This is a genomic window from Agromyces sp. NSFZ (assembly GCF_056156205.1).
In genome coordinates, this window is record NZ_CM149585.1 from 991655 (window position 1) to 1008450 (window position 16796).

Annotated in this window: 16 protein-coding genes; 3 read left to right on the forward strand and 13 right to left on the reverse strand. The window is 73.1% G+C overall.

Going from position 1 to position 16796, the window contains the following annotated elements:
- Window positions 1-62 precede the first annotated feature (62 nt).
- From ACVFI9_RS04785 to ACVFI9_RS04820, 8 genes are all read right to left on the reverse strand, one after another.
- Window positions 63-722 carry a response regulator transcription factor gene (locus ACVFI9_RS04785; protein WP_474764904.1) on the reverse strand — a complete coding sequence of 220 codons (660 nt, stop codon included), beginning with the start codon at window positions 720-722 and terminating at the stop codon, window positions 63-65.
- The gene (locus tag ACVFI9_RS04790; RefSeq protein WP_474764905.1) at window positions 715-2832 is read right to left on the reverse strand and encodes a sensor histidine kinase; all 2118 of its coding nucleotides are present in this window, start codon (window positions 2830-2832) and stop codon (window positions 715-717) included. The genes ACVFI9_RS04785 and ACVFI9_RS04790 overlap by 8 nt, the downstream gene beginning before the upstream one ends.
- A gap of 174 nt (window positions 2833-3006) precedes the next feature.
- The gene (locus ACVFI9_RS04795; RefSeq protein WP_474764906.1) at window positions 3007-5421 is read right to left on the reverse strand and encodes an ATP-binding protein; all 2415 of its coding nucleotides are present in this window, start codon (window positions 5419-5421) and stop codon (window positions 3007-3009) included.
- 56 nt (window positions 5422-5477) lie between these two features.
- Entirely contained in the window at window positions 5478-6131 is a 654-nt protein-coding gene (locus ACVFI9_RS04800; protein WP_474764907.1) for a response regulator transcription factor, read from the reverse strand.
- A complete protein-coding gene (locus ACVFI9_RS04805) occupies window positions 6128-7267 on the reverse strand; it encodes a sensor histidine kinase (RefSeq protein WP_474764908.1) in 1140 nt (379 codons plus the stop codon). Before ACVFI9_RS04805 ends, ACVFI9_RS04800 begins: the two co-directional genes overlap by 4 nt.
- A 5-nt stretch (window positions 7268-7272) precedes the next feature.
- The gene (locus ACVFI9_RS04810; RefSeq protein WP_474764909.1) at window positions 7273-7989 is read right to left on the reverse strand and encodes a DUF2306 domain-containing protein; all 717 of its coding nucleotides are present in this window, start codon (window positions 7987-7989) and stop codon (window positions 7273-7275) included.
- 148 nt (window positions 7990-8137) lie between these two features.
- On the reverse strand, window positions 8138-8359 hold the full coding sequence (locus ACVFI9_RS04815) for a hypothetical protein (RefSeq protein ID WP_474764910.1): 222 nt from the start codon (window positions 8357-8359) through the stop codon (window positions 8138-8140).
- Between the two features lie 25 nt (window positions 8360-8384).
- The gene (locus ACVFI9_RS04820; RefSeq protein WP_474764911.1) at window positions 8385-9218 is read right to left on the reverse strand and encodes a class I SAM-dependent methyltransferase; all 834 of its coding nucleotides are present in this window, start codon (window positions 9216-9218) and stop codon (window positions 8385-8387) included.
- A gap of 159 nt (window positions 9219-9377) precedes the next feature.
- Between ACVFI9_RS04820 and ACVFI9_RS04825 the strand changes: the two genes are divergently transcribed.
- Window positions 9378-10010 (forward strand): histidine phosphatase family protein, encoded by a 633-nt coding sequence (locus ACVFI9_RS04825; protein WP_474764912.1) that lies wholly within the window; start codon window positions 9378-9380, stop codon window positions 10008-10010.
- Window positions 10011-10097: 87 nt separating this feature from the next.
- Here the strand turns inward: ACVFI9_RS04825 and ACVFI9_RS04830 are convergent, their stop codons facing one another.
- On the reverse strand, window positions 10098-10793 hold the full coding sequence (locus ACVFI9_RS04830) for a TetR/AcrR family transcriptional regulator (protein ID WP_474764913.1): 696 nt from the start codon (window positions 10791-10793) through the stop codon (window positions 10098-10100).
- Window positions 10794-10935: 142 nt separating this feature from the next.
- Between ACVFI9_RS04830 and ACVFI9_RS04835 the strand changes: the two genes are divergently transcribed.
- Both ACVFI9_RS04835 and ACVFI9_RS04840 read left to right on the forward strand, forming a co-directional pair.
- Window positions 10936-11940 (forward strand): NAD(P)-dependent alcohol dehydrogenase, encoded by a 1005-nt coding sequence (locus ACVFI9_RS04835; RefSeq protein WP_474764914.1) that lies wholly within the window; start codon window positions 10936-10938, stop codon window positions 11938-11940.
- 95 nt (window positions 11941-12035) lie between these two features.
- Window positions 12036-12575 (forward strand): hypothetical protein, encoded by a 540-nt coding sequence (locus ACVFI9_RS04840; protein WP_474764915.1) that lies wholly within the window; start codon window positions 12036-12038, stop codon window positions 12573-12575.
- Here the strand turns inward: ACVFI9_RS04840 and ACVFI9_RS04845 are convergent.
- The 4 genes from ACVFI9_RS04845 to ACVFI9_RS04860 are packed head-to-tail and all read right to left on the reverse strand — an operon-like array spanning window position 12572 to window position 16570.
- Window positions 12572-13666: an ABC transporter ATP-binding protein gene (locus tag ACVFI9_RS04845; RefSeq protein WP_474764916.1), complete on the reverse strand. Its 1095-nt coding sequence runs from the start codon at window positions 13664-13666 to the stop codon at window positions 12572-12574. The genes ACVFI9_RS04840 and ACVFI9_RS04845 overlap by 4 nt on opposite strands.
- Window positions 13663-14526 carry an ABC transporter permease gene (locus ACVFI9_RS04850; protein WP_474764917.1) on the reverse strand — a complete coding sequence of 288 codons (864 nt, stop codon included), beginning with the start codon at window positions 14524-14526 and terminating at the stop codon, window positions 13663-13665. Before ACVFI9_RS04850 ends, ACVFI9_RS04845 begins: the two co-directional genes overlap by 4 nt.
- Window positions 14523-15449, reverse strand: a complete 927-nt coding sequence (locus ACVFI9_RS04855; protein ID WP_474764918.1) for an ABC transporter permease — start codon at window positions 15447-15449, stop codon at window positions 14523-14525. Before ACVFI9_RS04855 ends, ACVFI9_RS04850 begins: the two co-directional genes overlap by 4 nt.
- Entirely contained in the window at window positions 15449-16570 is a 1122-nt protein-coding gene (locus tag ACVFI9_RS04860) for an ABC transporter substrate-binding protein (RefSeq protein ID WP_474764919.1), read from the reverse strand. Before ACVFI9_RS04860 ends, ACVFI9_RS04855 begins: the two co-directional genes overlap by 1 nt.
- Window positions 16571-16796 lie beyond the last annotated feature (226 nt).

Sequence of the window (16796 nt, forward strand, 5' to 3'; positions counted from 1 at the left end):
GCCGCGTGCGACAGGACGCTGTGCGTTCCTGAATTCTGAACCGGATCCTCGCCGGAGGAGCGCTATCCGCGCCCCAGCCCCGCGTCGCGAGCCCGCACGATCGCCTCGGCGCGGTCGGCGACCTGGAGCTTCGCGAAGATGTTCGACACGTTGTTGCGCACGGTCTTCGGCGAGAGGAACAGGGCCTGCGCGATCTGCGGGTTCGAGCGGCCTGCGGCGAGCAGGTCGAGCACCTCGCGCTCGCGGGCCGTGAGCTGCGGGAACACCTCCGCAACGGGGGCCGACGCCGGGCCGGCGGCGAAGAACTCGGCCACGCGCCGGGCGATCGCGGCGCCGAACACGAGCTCACCCGCCGCGGCGCTGCGGATCGCCCGCAGGATCTCGTGCTGGCTCGCGCCCTTCACGAGGTAGCCGCGTGCGCCGGCACGCATGGCCGAGAAGACGGTCTCGTCGTCCTCCGACATGGTGAGCACCACGACGGCGAGGTGCGGATGCCGCGACACCAGCTCGCGGGTCGCGGCGATGCCGTCGAGGCGGGGCATCTGCACGTCCATCACCACGACGTCGGCGTCGGTCGTCTCGACGACCTCGAGGGCCTGCTCGCCGTCGGCGGCGGTTGCGGCGACGTCGACGCCCTCCATCGATTCGAGGAGCATCGCGAGTCCCTCGCGGTAGACGGGATGGTCGTCGACGAGCACCACGCGGATCGGTTCGTCAGGCATCGGCTGTGGCCTCCAGCGCGGGGTCGGGGAGCGACGGCGGGTCGTCGCGGGGTGCGGCGTCATCCGAGGGCGAGGGAGACCGCGTCAGCGGCAGCGCGGCCCGCACGACGGTGCCGCCACCCTCGGCGGGCTCGATCTCGAGTGTGCCGCCCAGCTCGGCGGCCCGCTCCCGCAGCGACCGCAGCCCCACCCCGCCGACCGCGTCGGACGGGATGCCCGTGCCGTCGTCACGCACCTCGGCGTGGAGCATCCGCTCGCCGACCTCGAGTCGCAGGCGCACGACCACGTGACGAGCCCCCGAGTGCCGGCGCGCGTTGGTCAGCGCCTCGGACACGATGCGGTACGCGGCGACCTCGACGGCCGGCGGCAACTCGCGCGGCAGGTCGCCCGACACCTCGACGACCAGGCCGCCACCAGTGAGGCGTGCCGCCTGCTGCTCGAGCGCGCGCTCGAGCCCGAGGTCGTCGAGCGCCGGTGGGCGCAGGTCGTGCACGATGCGGCGGATCTCGTCGATCACCTCCGACTGGTCCTCGATCGCGGCGTCGAGCAGGGCGAGGGAGCGGTCGGGGTCGCGCTCGGCGAGGTTGCGGGCAGTCTCGAGGCGCAGCTTCACGCCGCCGAGGAGCGGCCCGAGGCCGTCGTGCAACTCACGGCGCAGGCGCGAGCGCTCCTCCTCGCGGGCGACGACGAGCCGTTCGCGGATCGCCTGCAGTTCCCGTCCGAGCTCCGCGTTGCGCATCGCGGCGACCGCGAGTCGCACGAGGTCTCCGAGGAGCCGTTGGTCGCGGCTCGACACGATCGGCCGTCGGCCCGGTTCCATGAGGATCCTCCCGACGACGGCGCCGCCGTAGTCGATCGGGATCTCCTCGGGCGCCATGGTGGCGGTGCCCTGCTCCGCGACGATCGGCTCCGCGTCGGGCCGGTCGAGCTCCACCCGGACGTAGCGCGAAGCGAACGCCTCGGCGATCGCCGCGGCCAGGCCGGCGAGCCGGGTCGGGGTGTCGGTCGCCCGGTCGAGGCGGTCGCCGAGCGATGACACGACGCCGTAGGGATCGCTGCGCCGACCGTTCACGAGCCGGCTCGCGAGCCCGAACAGCCGGCCGCGCAGCGGCGCGTAGGCGAGCGTCACGGCCACGACGGCCACGAGCATCGCGACGCGGTCGTCGATCGCGCTGCCGACGGCGAGCACCACGAGCACGTCGACCGCCACGATCGCGACGATGAGCATGGCGTAGACGAGCGTCCACGAGAGCAGCCGGTCGATCGCGTAGAGCCGGTAGCGGGTGACCGCGACCACGACCGAGGCCGACATGAGCGCGATCGTGAGTGCCAGCAGCACGTCGACGAGCACCGTCGGCAGCAGCGGGAAGATCGCCAGCGACGCGACGAACACGACGCCCGACCAGACGAGCCATCTCAGCTGCGCCCGCTCCTCGGCCGAGGCGCCGAACCGTCGGCTCACGGCCACGACGAGCGCGAGCAGGAGGCTCGCGGCGAGGCACGGCATGGCGGCGGCGAGGATCACGCCCCACGCGGCATCCGACAGCGGGATCGTCGGCAACGCACGCTCGAACGCGGCGAGCAGCTCGGTGCGCGACGGGTCGTCGACGGCGAGCGCGTCGGCCGGAGCGAGCAGGAACGCGAACGGCATCACGAGGCCGAGCGCGATGGCGACGATCGACACGACGCGCCAACCGCCCGCCCGCAGTCGGCCGTCGGGGAAGAGCAGGAGCAGCAGCACGATCGGCAGGAGGAGCACCGACCCGAGCCGCGTGAACACCCAGAACGCCGGTACGGCCCACCACGCGTCACGGTGCTCGTACCAGGCGAGGTTCACGGCCGCGGAGGCGAGCCCGTCGACCACCCAGAGCGTGCCGAAGCCGGTGAGCACGACGGCGATCGGATGCCACGGCAGCCGCCAGAGCAGGAGGCACCCCGGCACCAGCATCGCGACGCCCGGCAGTACCCCCGACCAGCCCGACGACATCGGCGGGTCCGGATGCTCCGGAAGCACCGCGAGATCGATGGCGATCGCGCCCACCGACGCGACGAGCGACACGCACACCGCGACCATCGTCGCGATGCGGCTCGTGGCGAGGGCGCGGGTCATCCGAACATCGTGTCAGGCGACGTGTCCCGCTGTCACGGGACTCGTGTCCCGTGTGTCGTCGTCGCACCGAACCGCGCCACGTCGGCGTCCGGCGCGCCAGTCGTACTGGCGCACCGGGCGCGGAAGTGGCGCAGCCGCGCGACGGGGGCGCAGACGCGGCGCGGGGCGCGGGCGTCAGCCTGCGACGCGGCCGGCGGCACGGTCGGCGGCGAGCTCCGGCGGGCACGCCGCGGCCGCGGCATCCGGCCCGGCGACCGCTTCGAGCCGGTCGAGTGCGGTGAGCGTCGCGATGCGGTCGCCCCTGGCCCATTGCGCCCCGGCGAGACGCCGGAGCGCCACCGTCTGGTGCGTGACGTCGCCGGCGGCGCGCGCCACGTCGAGCGCCTCCTCGAGGAGCGCGACGCGCTCGCCGGGACCGGCGAGGTGGTCGCGCAGCAGCAGGCTGCGCGTCACGCAGCGCAGGTCGCCGAGGCGCCTGAACGTCCCGGTGAGCTCGGCGAGTTCCTCGACGTCGGCCCGGCCGTCGACGCCCCCGTCGACCAGGCCGTCGGCGCCCCCGCCGGCGCGCCCGTCGAGCCGGCGCGATCGCGTCAGCCCCGCGGCATCCATTCGCAGCATGGCCTGCACGAGGTGGGCGTGCGCGAGCTCGTGCACGTTGCCGGTGCGCTGCGCGTAGTCCGCGCACTCGGCCGCCCACCGCGCCGCCTGCTCGGGCTCGAGCCCTTCCTCGGCAGACGAAAACGCCATCATGAACCGCGCGTTGTTCGCGTGCATGGCATCGCCGGCGAGCGCGTAGCCCCGCATGGCGGACTCGAACTCGGCGACGGCGCGAACCGAGTCGGGCGGCGAGGCGTGGCAGTAGGCGACGCCGCGCATCTGGCGCACCGCGGCGAGCTTCCACGCCTCATCGAGCTCGATCGCGAGCCGCTCGGCCTCGTCGAGGTGCGATCGGGCCTCCGGCACCCGGTCGAGGTAGGCGTCGGCGATGCCGGCGAGGTGGCTGGCCGCCAGTCGCGAGCGCGGGTCGTCGGCGCGGGCGAGGGCATCCCCGGCGAGGTCGTCGACGAGCTGCACGTCGACGAAGGCGAGCCCGATCCCGAGTTGGAGGAGCTGCTCGGCCGAGGCCTCCGCCCGCACCCGGGCGTCGGTCGCGGCCATGGCGACGGTGCGTACGCTGTCGACGTCGGAACCGTACTGCTCGACGCCGACGGCCAGCGCCGCAGCGAGGGGAACGGCCGACGGATGCCCCGCCGCGAGCGCCCACCGCACGGCCGCGTTGATCTCGGGAGTGAGCGTCTCGAACGTGTGCGTCGCCTCGGCGCTGTCGTCGGTGCGTGCGTGCCGCATGAACTCGGTGAACACGCGCTCGTGGTATTCGGCGTGCCGCTCCAGCACCTCGCGGATCACCGCCGCATCCGTGCGCGAGCGCACGAACTCGCGCATGACCGCGAGCAGCCGGAACCGCCGGGGGCGCCCGCCGGGCGGCACCACCATGGAGTGGTCGAGGAGGCGCACGAGCACGCCCTCCGCCCCGGGGTGCGTCGCCGCCACGGCGAGGTCGACGTCGAAGGTGCGCGGCAGCGCGGCCAGCCGGCAGAGCACGTCGCGCTCCTCCGCGGTGAGGAGGTCCCAGGTCCAGTCGAACGCGGTCTCGAGCGTGCGGTGCCGGCCTTCGGGCGCGGCCCGGTCGAGCGTGGCGAAGTCCCGGTCGAGGCGCTGGTCGAGCTCCTCGAGCGAGAGGTGGCGTGCCACGGCGGCGGCGAGCTCGAGGGCCAGCGGCAGGCCGTCGAGCCGTCGGCACACCGTCGCCGCCAGCTCGCGGTCGGCGGCCGACGGCGCGGTCGTCGACAGCGCGATCGGCGCGGCCGCGGCGCGTCCGGCCACCCCGAGGCGGTCCAGGAACATGGTGACGGCCGCGGCATCCGGCCCCTCGGTGTCGAGCGGGGCGAGCGGGAACACCGCCTCGGCGGCGTCGCCGATGGGGGTGCGCGAGGTGGTGAGGACTCGCAGGTCGGGCGCGAGCGACTGCGCTCGGGCCACGATCTCGGCGACGGCGGGACCCACGCGGTCGACGTTGTCGAGCACGAGCAGGTGCGGGCCGGCGGCGAGCGCGACCGAGACGGACGTCGCGACGTCCGTGCCGGGCCCGGCCTCGAGGTCGAGCGCCCTCGCGATCCGGGCGACCACGTCCGCCGGCTCGGCGTGCTCGAGCTCGACCACCACGGGGATGCGCTCGTCGCGGCCGGCGAACTCGAGCGCGAGACGCGTCTTGCCCACCCCGCCGGGTCCCACCACGGTCACCCAGCGCCGCACGTCGAGCAGGTCGGCGATGGCGGCGATCTCGGCGTCGCGGCCGACGAACGCGTTGCGGGGGAGTCGCACGGATGCCGCGCGCTCGCGTTCCGCGCCCGCCGCCGCGATGAGGTCGGCCCGGGTCTCCGCCGCGAGCTTGCGCTTGAGGCTCGCGACATGGCTCTCGACGGTGCGCACCGAGATGTACAACTCCGCGGCGATCTCGGGGTTGCTGAGTCGCCGCCCGATGGCGGCGAGGACCGCGCTCTCGCGGGGCGTCAGTCGCTGGCCCGGCACGGCGCCAGTCTAGATCGGGTGGGGCGGCGGCGCACCGGTGCGGACCCTGATCGGCGTCAGCGTCGCCGACCCGTCTCGTGCGCCCAGATCGCGAGCTCCACCCGGTTGCGGGCGCCGATCTTCGCCATCAGGCTCGCGAGGTGCGTCTTCACGGTGCTGACCGAGAGGTGCAGCTCGCGGGCGATCTCGCCGTTGCCGAGGCCGCGGGCGACCGCAGCGAGCACGTGCTCCTCGCGCTCGGTCAGCGGCTCGATCGGCTGCGCCGGCGCGGCGGCGGGCGCCGATCCGGCGAACGCCTCGAGCAGCCGCACGGTCACGTTGGGGTCGATGAGCGCGTCGCCCCGGGCGGCGGCGTGCACCGCCTGGGCGAGCAGTGCGGGGCCGGCGTTCTTCAGGAGGAAGCCGCGGGCACCCGACCGCAGCGCCTCGTACACGTACTCGTCGAGGTCGAAGGTCGTGATGACGACGACCGGGAGCGGGTCGGGCACCTCGGGCCCCGCGAGGGCACGAGTCGCCTCGAGGCCGTCTACCACCGGCATCCGGATGTCGAAGAGGCACACGTCGGGCCGGAGCTCGCGAGCGAGCGCGATCGCCTCGGCCCCGTCGGCGGCCTCGCCGATCACCTCGATGCCGGGCTGCGCGTCGAGGATCATGCGGAGCCCCGTGCGCACGAGCTCCTGGTCGTCGGCGAGCACGACCCGCACGGTCATGCCGACCACCCCGCCCGCCGCAGCATGGCCGTCACCGCCCAGCCGCGGTCGCGCGCGGGCCCGGCCTCGCACGTGCCGCCGAGCAGGGCCGCACGTTCGCGCATGCCGGTGAGGCCGTAGCCGGGGGCAGCGGATGCCGCGGGGTCGCCGTCATCGCGCACGTCGAGCCGAACGCCGGCGTCGTCGACCCGCACGAGTACCTCGACGCGGGCCGCGTTGCGGGCGTGCCGGCGGGCATTCGTCACGGCCTCCTGGGCCATCCGGTACACCGCGGCCGCGACGGTCGGCGACACGCGCTCGAGGTCGCCCTCGAGTCGCACGTCGACGTCGGGGCCGCCGGGTACCGTTCCGGCGAGGCGTCGAAGGCCCCCGATGGCCGGGCCCGGCGCGTGCTCGGTCACCGGGCCGTCGCCGCCCTCCCGGAGCATCCGCACGATCGAGCGCATCTCGTCGAGCGTGCGGGACGCCTCACCCTCGATGACCCCGAGCACCCGGGCGGCGGCATCCGGATCGGTCGCCGCGACGACGGTGCCGGCCTGGGCCTGGATCGCGATCGCCGAGACATGGTGCGCCACGGTGTCGTGCAGGTCGCGCGCCAGCTGCTCGCGCTCGACGAGCTTGATGCGGTCGAGTTCACGCGCGCGTGCCGCCGCGCGCCACCGAACGGCGAGGCCGATCGCACTGACGGCCACCAGCACGACGGGCGCTCCGATGAGGTCGCTGAGCACGGTCGGTCCGATCGCGAGTGAGACGGCACCCGAGACCACCACGATGCCCGAGCCGATGATCATCGCTCGCCCCGACCCCCACCGCATCAGGGCGTAGACGAGGACCAGGAGAAACGCGCCCGAGACGAGCTGCGACTCGCGTCCGGTGATGATCGTCGGGAGCATGGCGACCGCGAACGCGATCGCCACCATCTCGAGCGGCCGGGTGCGCCGCCAGAGCACGGTCGGCACGAGCGCGACGAGCACCACCGCCCACAGCGCCCGCCACGGCAGGTCGGGCCGGGCGGTCGCCTCGATCACCACGACCACGGTGAGCACCGCGACGAGCACCCAGTCCCGCCACACCCGCCGGGGCGGTGGGGGCGTGGCGGCCGGAGCATCCCACACCGTGCGGAGGGGGCTCGTCATGACCCTCATGATAGGCGCGCGGTCCTCCGTCGCCGGCGGATCACCACCTCGGCGACGGCGAGGTTGATCACCCAGCCGGCGCCCATGAGGACCGCTCGGGTGGCCTCATCGGGCGCGCCGAACACCAGCACCCACGGCAGGTGCGTGAACACCTGGGTACCCGCGCCCATGCCGATGGCGTAGCCGCGGGTCATCCACGCGCTGTGCGTTCGCACGTCGCCGCGGCGGATGGCGAGGAACGCGACGACGAGGCTCGCCGCCATCGCCGTGCCGAACAGCAGTCGGAGCGCCAGCAGCGGGTCGCCGTCGACCGCCGGCAGGTCGAAGAACGCGGTCATCCAGAGCCCGGAGAGCGCCGCAACCAGGCCGGCCGGCAGCACCACGCGGCCCGCGAGCCGATGCCAGCGCCGCCGTCGGAGCGAGGGCGCGAACTGGAACGCGCCGAGCACGCTGAACACCGTCGCGCCCACGATGTGCAGCACCACGGGCACGGGCGCGGCGAAGAACCGGGCGTTGTCGGGCGTGACGGCGCCACCGATCGACAACTCCGTGAGCCGGGCCGCACCGGCGACCACCGGCACGAGACTGAGCAGCAGCAACCCGGTGACGGCCCACGCGCCGGTTCGCCGTGTGCGGATGGGCCCCGACGACGGCGTCCTCGGGGCGGGGGTCACGGCGGTGCGGCGTGACGGTGACGGGCGGCTGACGGTGGATTCGCTCATGCCTCGATGCTCGCGAGGCAGGCCGGCGCGCGGATCGGCCGATCGGCTCGGATCGTCTCATCCGATCGGTCCGACCCGGGTCCGCCCCCTCCGGTCGAGGAGAGGGCGGACCCGGGCGGTGCAGCGCGTCGTCCTCGGCGCTTCGAGTTCAGCCGACGACCGGGCGCGGAGGCGTGAGCGGGCGGAGGCGCCGGGGGAGCAGGGCGCGGATGCCGCGGCGTGGGCGCGCGGCATCCGTCACCCCGCCCTCGAGGTGCTGGGTCTCGGCCAGCCGTTCGGCGACGACGCGACGCCGCTCGAGCTCGACGAGCAGACGCTCTTCGTCGCGCTGCCGGAGCTGGGAGACGACGTATCCTGCGGAGTGGTTCACGGTGGATCTTCCGGGTCGGGCCCGCTCAGCGCACGCGGGCGGTGAACAGCAGGTACTCCCACTGCATCGCGCCGGAGGCGTCGAGGGCGTTGTCACCATGGGCGGCAAGTGCCGCGTCGAGGGCGGCGACCTGGTCGGGGTCGTCGGCGATGCGGTTGAAGACCGCGATCGTGGGACCGTACTTCTGCTTGAAGTAGTCGCGGAACGCCGCGCCCGACTCGAAGCGGATCTCGACGGTCTGGCGCTCGACCGTGACGTCGGTGACCCGGTCGCCGAACAGGTCGCGCACGTGCTGCTCGTCGCCCCAGAGCGGTGCGGGCGAGGCGCCTTCGGGCAGCGGCGCGGCGAACGGCTTCATGACCTTGAACATCTGGCCGATGAAGCCCTCGGGGGTCCAGCTGATCAGGCCGATGCGGCCGCCGGGCGCCGTGACGCGCACGAGCTCGTCGGCGGCCTGCTGGTGGTGCGGTGCGAACATGACGCCGACGGTCGAGACCGTCACGTCGAACGAGTCGTCGGCGAAGGGCAGCGCCTCGGCATCGCCCTCCCGCCACTCGAGCTCGGCGCCGGCCTCTGCGGCGAGCCGCCGCCCGACGTCGAAGAGCTCGGGCGCGAGGTCGCTCGCGAGGACGGTCGCGCCGCGAAGGGCGGCGGGGATCGCCGCGTTGCCGCTGCCGGCCGCGACGTCGAGCACGCGCTCGCCGGGACGGATGTCGGTGGCGGCGACGACGCGCGGGCCGAGCTCCCAGATGAGGTCTGAGGCCAGCGTCGGGTAGTCGCCCGACGCCCACATGGCGCGGTGCTTCGTCTTCAGCGCGCGGTCGGCGTCGGTGGCAGTGGGGACTGCGGTGTCGGTCATCGGTGTCTCCTCGGACAGTTCGGATGGATCGGACATGGGCAAGCGTGCGCTCCACGGTCCTTCGCCGCATCCGTGCCGTACACGGAGATTTCCTCAGTGTCGACCCCGACGGGCTCCCACGCCTCGGCCGCCCAGACGCCCTCCCGTAGGCTTGAGCCCATGCTGCTCGCACTCATCCGCCATGGCCAGACCGACTGGAACCTGGGCGGACGCATGCAGGGCCGCAGCGACATCCCCCTCAACGAGACCGGCCGCGAGCAGGCGCTCGTCGCGGCATCCGCCCTCGCCGGCGAGCGATGGGACGCCGTCGTCAGCTCACCGCTCGTGCGCGCCCGCGAGACGGCCGAGATCCTCGCCTCGACGATCGACGTGCCGCTCGGCGGCACCTACGACGAGCTCATCGAGCAGGACTTCGGCGCGGCCGAGGGCACCCTCGTGTCCGAGCTCGACACCCGGTGGCCCACCCGCGACTACGCGAACAAGGAGCCCGACCACGAGGTCGGGCCACGCGGCATCCGGGCGCTCGATCGCATCGTCGCCGACCATGGCCCGGCGCGTGTGCTCGCCGTGGCGCACGGCACGCTGATCCGGCACACGCTCGCCAGCATCAGCGGACACGAGCCGCGCCGCTTCCCGAAACTCGACAACGCGTCGTCGTCGCTCGTGCGACGCACGGATGCCGCGTGGCGCGTGCTCACCGTCGGCGGCGCGGACTTCGCCGACGTGCTGCCGACGCTCGAGGGCCGCGCTGCTCCTCAGCTCGTGCAGGAGTTCTGGCTGAATCCTGTCTGAGCCGGGGGATGGGGAGCATTCTCCTGCACAAGCCAGGGGCCTCCTGCACAAGCCAGGGGCCTCCTGCACAAGCCTCGGGCCGGCGGTTCAGCGTCCGGGCGCGCGCCGCTCGATGCCGTCGAGGATGAGGTCGAGCCCGAACTCGAACTCGAACCGGTCGTCGCACCAGCCGAGCGTCGTGTCGGGGTCGTCATGCGCCACGACTGAGAGCATCGCGGCGAGATGCGGCACGTGCTCGGCCATCTGCGCGAGCACCTCGGGCGCGGGCGCGTCGCCGTCGTCGGCCGCGCCCAGCTCCTGCGAGAACCCGTACATGCGGCTGCCGAGCGCGTGCAGCGAGTGGTGGATGAGGTCGAACGAGAGCCCGCCCGACCGGAGGATGCCCACCACGGCGTCGACGTAGCGCGCGTTGGCCAGACCGAGCTCGGCGCGCGTGTCCATGACGCCCGGTGCCCACGGATGCCGCAGCATCACCTCGCGGGCCGTGAGGATGCGCGTGCGCAGCGAGGTCTTCCACGCGGCATCCGCCTCGGTGACGGCGAGCCCGCCCACGGCTTCCTCGATCTCGCGGAAGACGAGTTCGACGATGCCGTCGAGGATCGCCTCCTTGTTGGGCACGTGGTAGTAGAGCGACATCGGCTCGACGCCGAGGTCGAACGCCAGGCGCCGGATGGTGAGCGCCTCGATGCCGGCGGTGTCGGCGAGCGCGACCGCGGCCTCGAGCACGCGGTCGCGGGTCAGGGGAGCGCGGCGGGTCGACCGCGGCTCGGTCGTCGATGACATCGGATGACTCCTCACCTCGCTGACCACGGTACAAGCGGGTCGGCCGTTCCTCATCGGCGAATTCCGACGAGCCCTCGACAAACGCTCGATCCCACGCTACCTTACGTTGTAAGTCGTACAACGTAAGGTAGAGGAGTCCACGATGAGCGACACGCGAGTGAACACAGGCACCAGGATGCGAGCCGCGGTGGCCCGCCGCTTCGGTGGTCCCGAGGCGGTGCACGTCGAGGAGGTGCCGAAGCCCGAGCCACGCGATGACGAACTGCTGATCCGCGTGCAGGCGAGCACGGTGAGCGTCGCCGACCACCGCACGCGCGCCCGCGACCTGCCCAAGGGCCTCTGGTTCTACATCCCGATCTCGCTCGGCGTGTTCCGGCCGCGGCACGCGGTGCTCGGCATGGACGCCGCGGGCACCGTCGAGGCCGTCGGCGCCGGCGTCACTCGCTTCGCGCCCGGCGACGAGGTCATCGTCATGCTGGGCGGTGCGTTCGGCGGCCACGCCGAGTACGTGACCGTGCAGCAGGATGCCGCCATCGCACCGAAGCCGCGGAACCTCACGATGGAGGAGTCGGCCGCGCTCGTCTTCGGCGGGCACACGGCCCTCGCCTACCTCGGCATGGCCGAGATCGCGCCCGGCACCGAGGTGCTCGTGAACGGGGCATCCGGTGCCGTCGGCACCATGGCCGTGCAGCTCGCGAAGCACCGGGGCGCTCGCGTCACCGCCGTGTGCAGTGGCCGCAATGCCGAACTCGTCCGTTCGCTGGGCGCCGACCGCGTCATCGACCACACCGTGCAGGACTTCGCCGCGGAGGGGCGGCAGTACGACGTCATCGTCGAATGCGTCGGCAACGCGCCGTTCGAGCGGGTCGAACCCGCGCTCGCGCCGAGCGGTGCGCTGCTCCTCGTCATCGCCGACCTGAAGGGCGCCATCACGGCGTCTCGTCACACGAAGCGCACCGGCAGGCTCGTGACCGCGCGTGGCGTCACCGTCGGCGGCGCCGAGTTCGCCGAGCTCACCGCGCTCGCCGAGTCGGGGGCGGTGCGGCCGGTGATCGACCGCACGTACGACCTCGACGACGTCGTGGCGGCGCACCGCTACGTCGACACCGGCCGGAAGCGCGGCAACGTGGTGCTCCGCGTCGCGTGACCCGCTGGACAGACTCCTGCACAAGCTGGACGCTGCCTTCCGGCACGCCCCCCGCGTCCGGTCGCGCCCCCGCAGAAGCGACGTACAATTCGAAAATGGAGGCACCGACCAGCACCACACTGGTCGTCGTCGGCGACGAGGCGACGTCGGCCATCCACGCCCTCGAGGGCTTCGCGAACGTCCGCGCGGCGACCTTCGAGCACGCCCCCGACGACGAGGTGGCTCGCTGGTCCTCAGCGGCCGACTCCCCGTACGTCGTGCACGACCACGATCCGCTCGGACACGTCGCCGCGGCGTGGGTCGAGTTCTTCGACGACCAGTCCACGTTCGGCGTGCTCGAACTCGAGATCGAACGCGCGGTCGCGGCCGCCGAGCGCCACACCATGGCCGTGCCCGACTACTACGTCGTGCTGCACCCCGAGGAGCTTCCCACGACGTGGAAGCACTGGTGGCTCGGCGTGCTCGCGAGCGCGTCGCCGACCCGGGTCATCCCCTGGCCCGACGCCGACGACTCGCTCGCCCGCCTCCTGCGCCGCCTGCCCACCGGCCGGGCCTGGCCCGACGTCGAGGCGTGGCTGCCGAGCGTCGTCGGCGCCGTGCCCGACCGCATCGGCCTGCACGGCCCGGCGGCCTAGGCGCCGCCGCCCGCCGCCCTCTGCACCGCCACCGGCACCGCGTCGAAGCCCACGTCGACGCGTTCGCCGAACTCGAGCCGCTCGCGCGCCGGATGCTGCATGTGGATGAGCACGCCGTCCTCCGTGCGCAGCAGCGTGCGCCGCAGGCTGCCGAGGAACGTGCTCTCCTGCACGACGGCCGCGATCGGCCCGCCGACGTGCACGTGCTCGGGGCGCACGAACACCTCGGCGGGCCCGTCGGCCACCTCCGCGAGGAGGGGCATCCGCACCCCCAGCACGGATGCCTCCCCTCCCGCGACGACGGCCGGGAGCACGCTCGACAGGCCCACGAACTCGGCCACGTGCGCGGTGGCGGGTCGCAGGTACAGCTCCTCGGGCGTGCCGACCTGGTCGATGCGGCCCGACTGCATCACGGCGATCCGGTCGGAGACGGCGAGCGCCTCCTCCTGGTCGTGCGTGACGAACAGCGTGGTGATGCCGAGTCGGAGCTGGATGCGGCGGATCTCGTCGCGCAGTTGCACGCGCACCTTCGCGTCGAGGGCCGAGAGCGGCTCGTCGAGGAGCAGCACCCGCGGCTCGGTGACGAGCGCACGCGCGAGGGCCACGCGCTGCTGCTGTCCGCCCGAGAGCTCGTGCGGGTAGCGGCCGGCGAGGTGCGCGAGGCCCACGAGCGCGAGCGCGTCGCGCACCCGGTCGGATGCCTCCGCCCTCGGCACCTTGCGCATCCGCAGGCCGAACGCGGTGTTCGCGGCGACGTCGAGGTGCGGGAACAGCGAGTACGCCTGGAAGACCATGCCGAGATCGCGCCGGTTCGTGGGCACGCCCGAGACATCCGCGCCGCCGATGCGCACGATGCCGCCGTCGGCGTGCTCGAGGCCCGCGAGCACCCGCAGCGCGGTCGTCTTGCCGCAGCCCGAGGGGCCGAGGAGCGAGACGAACTCGCCGGGCTCGATCACGAGGTCCACGCCCCGCAGCACGCGGGTGGCCCCGTAGTCCTTCAGCACACCCTCGAACGAGACGGCGGTGCCCTCGGCGCCGGCGGCGAGGATCGAGTTGTCGGCGGTGGCGAGCGTGGCGGAGCCGAGGGTCACGAGCGGCCTTCCTTCCTGCGGTGGGATGCGGTGCGGCCGGGGGAGCGCCGTCCGACGCGCCCGATGGCGACGAGGAGCACGAACGCGAACGCGAGCGCGAGGAGCGAGAGGATGACCGATGCGTACGGGTCCTGCTTGCCGACCACGACGAGCGAGGTCTGCAGGTTCTGCCGGTTCAGGAGCGACGCGATCGTGAACTCGCCGAGCACGACCGCGACCGAGATGAGGGATGCCGCGATGAGGCCGGTCCTGAGGTTCGGTGCGAGCACGCGCAGCAGCACGGTCGGCCAGCTCGCACCGAGCGACCGCGCCGCCTCCGAGAGCGTGCGCACGTCGGTGGCGTCCATGGACGACTGGATCGACCGGTACGCGAATGGCAGCACCGTGATGCCGTACGCGAACGCGAGCGTCCACACGCCCGTGCCGAACGTGCGGCCGATGACGAGGTAGACGGGCGCAAGGCCCACCACGAGCACGATCGCGGGGATCGTGATGGGCAGGAGCAGGAGGAACTCGAACGGGCGGCGGAGTCGCGGAAACCGGAGTTCGACGAGCACCATCGTGGGCGCGAGGAGCACGAGCACGATCGCAACGGTCACGAGGGCGAGCACGAGCGAGTTGCCGAGCCCGGTCCAGATCGGGCGGTAGCGGGCGGCATTCGCCGGATCGAGGAGCGCCGCCCAGTGGACGAGCGAGTGGCCGTCGACGTCGCGCAGCGTGTACTCGGCCATCGAGACGATGGGGATCGCGAACAGGCCGACGATGGCGATGCCGACGATCCAACGGGTGAGCGGATGCGGCGCCAGCGGCGGTCGGCTCAGCCCTGGCCGGCGCGCCGAACGGGGCCTCGGCCGGCTCATCGCTGCCACCTCGCCGCGCGGCGCTGCACGACCGAGTAGAGCCACATCGTCACGGCCATGACGGCGATCATGCCGAGCGCGAGCGCGCCGGCGAGGTTCTCGCGACCGAGCATGGTCTCGCTCGTGAGCGCCGTGCGGATCTGCAGCGGCACGATCTGCGACCCCTGGCTGGCGAGGGCGGCGGCGGTGGCATACGACGAGAACGCGTTGGCGAACAGCAGCAGCAGCGAGGCGAGGAACGAGGGCGCGAGCACGGGCAGGCCGACGTGCAGCCAGAACCCCCGCCGGGTTCCGCCGAGCGTGAGGTTCGCCTCGGCCCACTGGGGCTTGAGCGCACCCATCGCCGGCATGAACGTGATGATCATGAGCGGCACCTGGAAGTAGACGTACGGCAGGATCAGCCCAGGGAGCCCGTAGATCCAGGCGCCCTCGGCGAAGATGTCGATGCCGAACGTGTCGCGCAGCCACAGGGTGACGAGGCCCTGGAGGCCGATCGTCGCGATGAAGGCGAACGCGAGCATGACGCCGCCGAACTGGGCGAGCACGCCGCTCGCGGCGTCGACGAGGCTGCGCACGTGGCCGTGCTCCAGGCCGACGAGGGCGTAGCAGGCGAGCGCGCCGACCACGGCGCCGATCACCGCGGTGAGCGCCGAGAGCCACGCGGAGTTCGCGAAGGTCCGGAGGATGACCGGGTCTCCGAGGGCCGTGACGTTCGCGAGCGTGAACGAGCCGTCGTCGTCGACGAAGCCGCTCGCGACGGCGAGTAGCGTCGGCAGCGCGAGGAACAGCAGCACGTACGCGGCGAACGGCACGAGGCCGAGCGCCGGGGGGATGCCGGGGCGACCGCCCGGCCGCCGGGGCGGAGTCGGGGCATCCGACTCCGTCCCGGCGGCGGTAGGTGCCGCGGGCGCGACGACGGTCATCAACCGACCGCCGAGGCCCACTTCTCGCCGAGCAGCGTACCGGCGGCGGTGCTCTGCTCCTCGGTGGGGACCACGGTCTCCTCGGGCGCGGCGGGGAGCTTCGCGAAGAGCTCCTCGTCGATCGTGCCGGCCTCGGCCATCGCGTCGGCGCGCACCGGGCGGGCTCCGCCCTTCAGCCAGAGGTTCTGCACCTCGTCGCTGTAGAGGAACTCCTGCCACAGGCGGGCGGCGGCGGGGTGCGGGGCATCCGCGTTGATGGCCTGGTTGTAGTAGCCCGCGTACCCGGTGCCGGGCAGGATGACGACCTCCCAGTTCGGGTTCGCGTCGCGGTGCGCCGCGTTCAGGTAGTCCCAGTCGAAGACGACGGGCGTCTCGCCCGACGTGACCGTGGCCGTCGTGACGTCGACCTTCAGCAGGTTCCCGGCGGCGTTCAGGTCGGCGAAGAAGTCGATGCCGTCCTGGAAGTCGTCGAGCGAGCCGCCCGACTGCACGGTCGCGAGGCCGACCGCGGCGAACGCCGCGCCCGCCTGCGTCGGGTCGCCGTTGATGGCGACGGCACCCTTGTAGTCGGCGCCGAGCAGGTCCTCGAGCGACTCCGGGGCCGGGAACCTCGACGAGTCGTACCCGATCGACATGTACCCGCCGTAGTCGCCCACGAAGAGGCCGCTGGGCTCCTTCAGCTCGTCGGGGATGTCGTCCCACGTCGCCACCTGGTAGGGCGCGAAGCGGTCGGTGTTCTGCAGGGCGACCGTGAGGCCGAGGTCGAAGACGTCGGGCGCGGTGTCGAGGCCCTCGTTCGTCTCGGCGGCCTGGATCTCCTCGGCGCTCGAGGCGTCGGGCGACGCCTCGTTGACGGTGATCTCGGGGTACTTCTCGGCGAACAGGTCGAGCACCTCGCCGTAGTTCGCCCAGTCGCGCGGCAGCGCGATGACGTTGAGCTGACCCTCCGCCTTCGCAGCGGCTTCGAGCGCCGCGAGGTCGCCGAAGTCGGCCAGGCTCGTTGCGGTCGCGGCATCCGCGCCACCTTCACCGGCATCTGCGGCGCCCGCGCACCCGGTGAGCCCGAGTGCGACGGCGGTCGACAGGCCGACCGCCGCGAGGGTGAATCGCTTCTTCAACACGTGTCCTCCGTTTGGCTCCGCCGGCCGCCCGCGCTGTGGGGCAGGCGTTTCGAACCGGGAGCCGGGGACACGCTAGGAAGGGTGATCGTCGGATTGGGGCTGAGGTGGTGAACCGGGGGTGAATCCAGGACGGCCGTTCGGTTCCGGCGCCGAACGAGAAAGCGGGCGGTGGCTCCTTCCGGAACCACCGCCCGCCGGTGAGGAGGTCGGCCGTCCCCCGACAAGG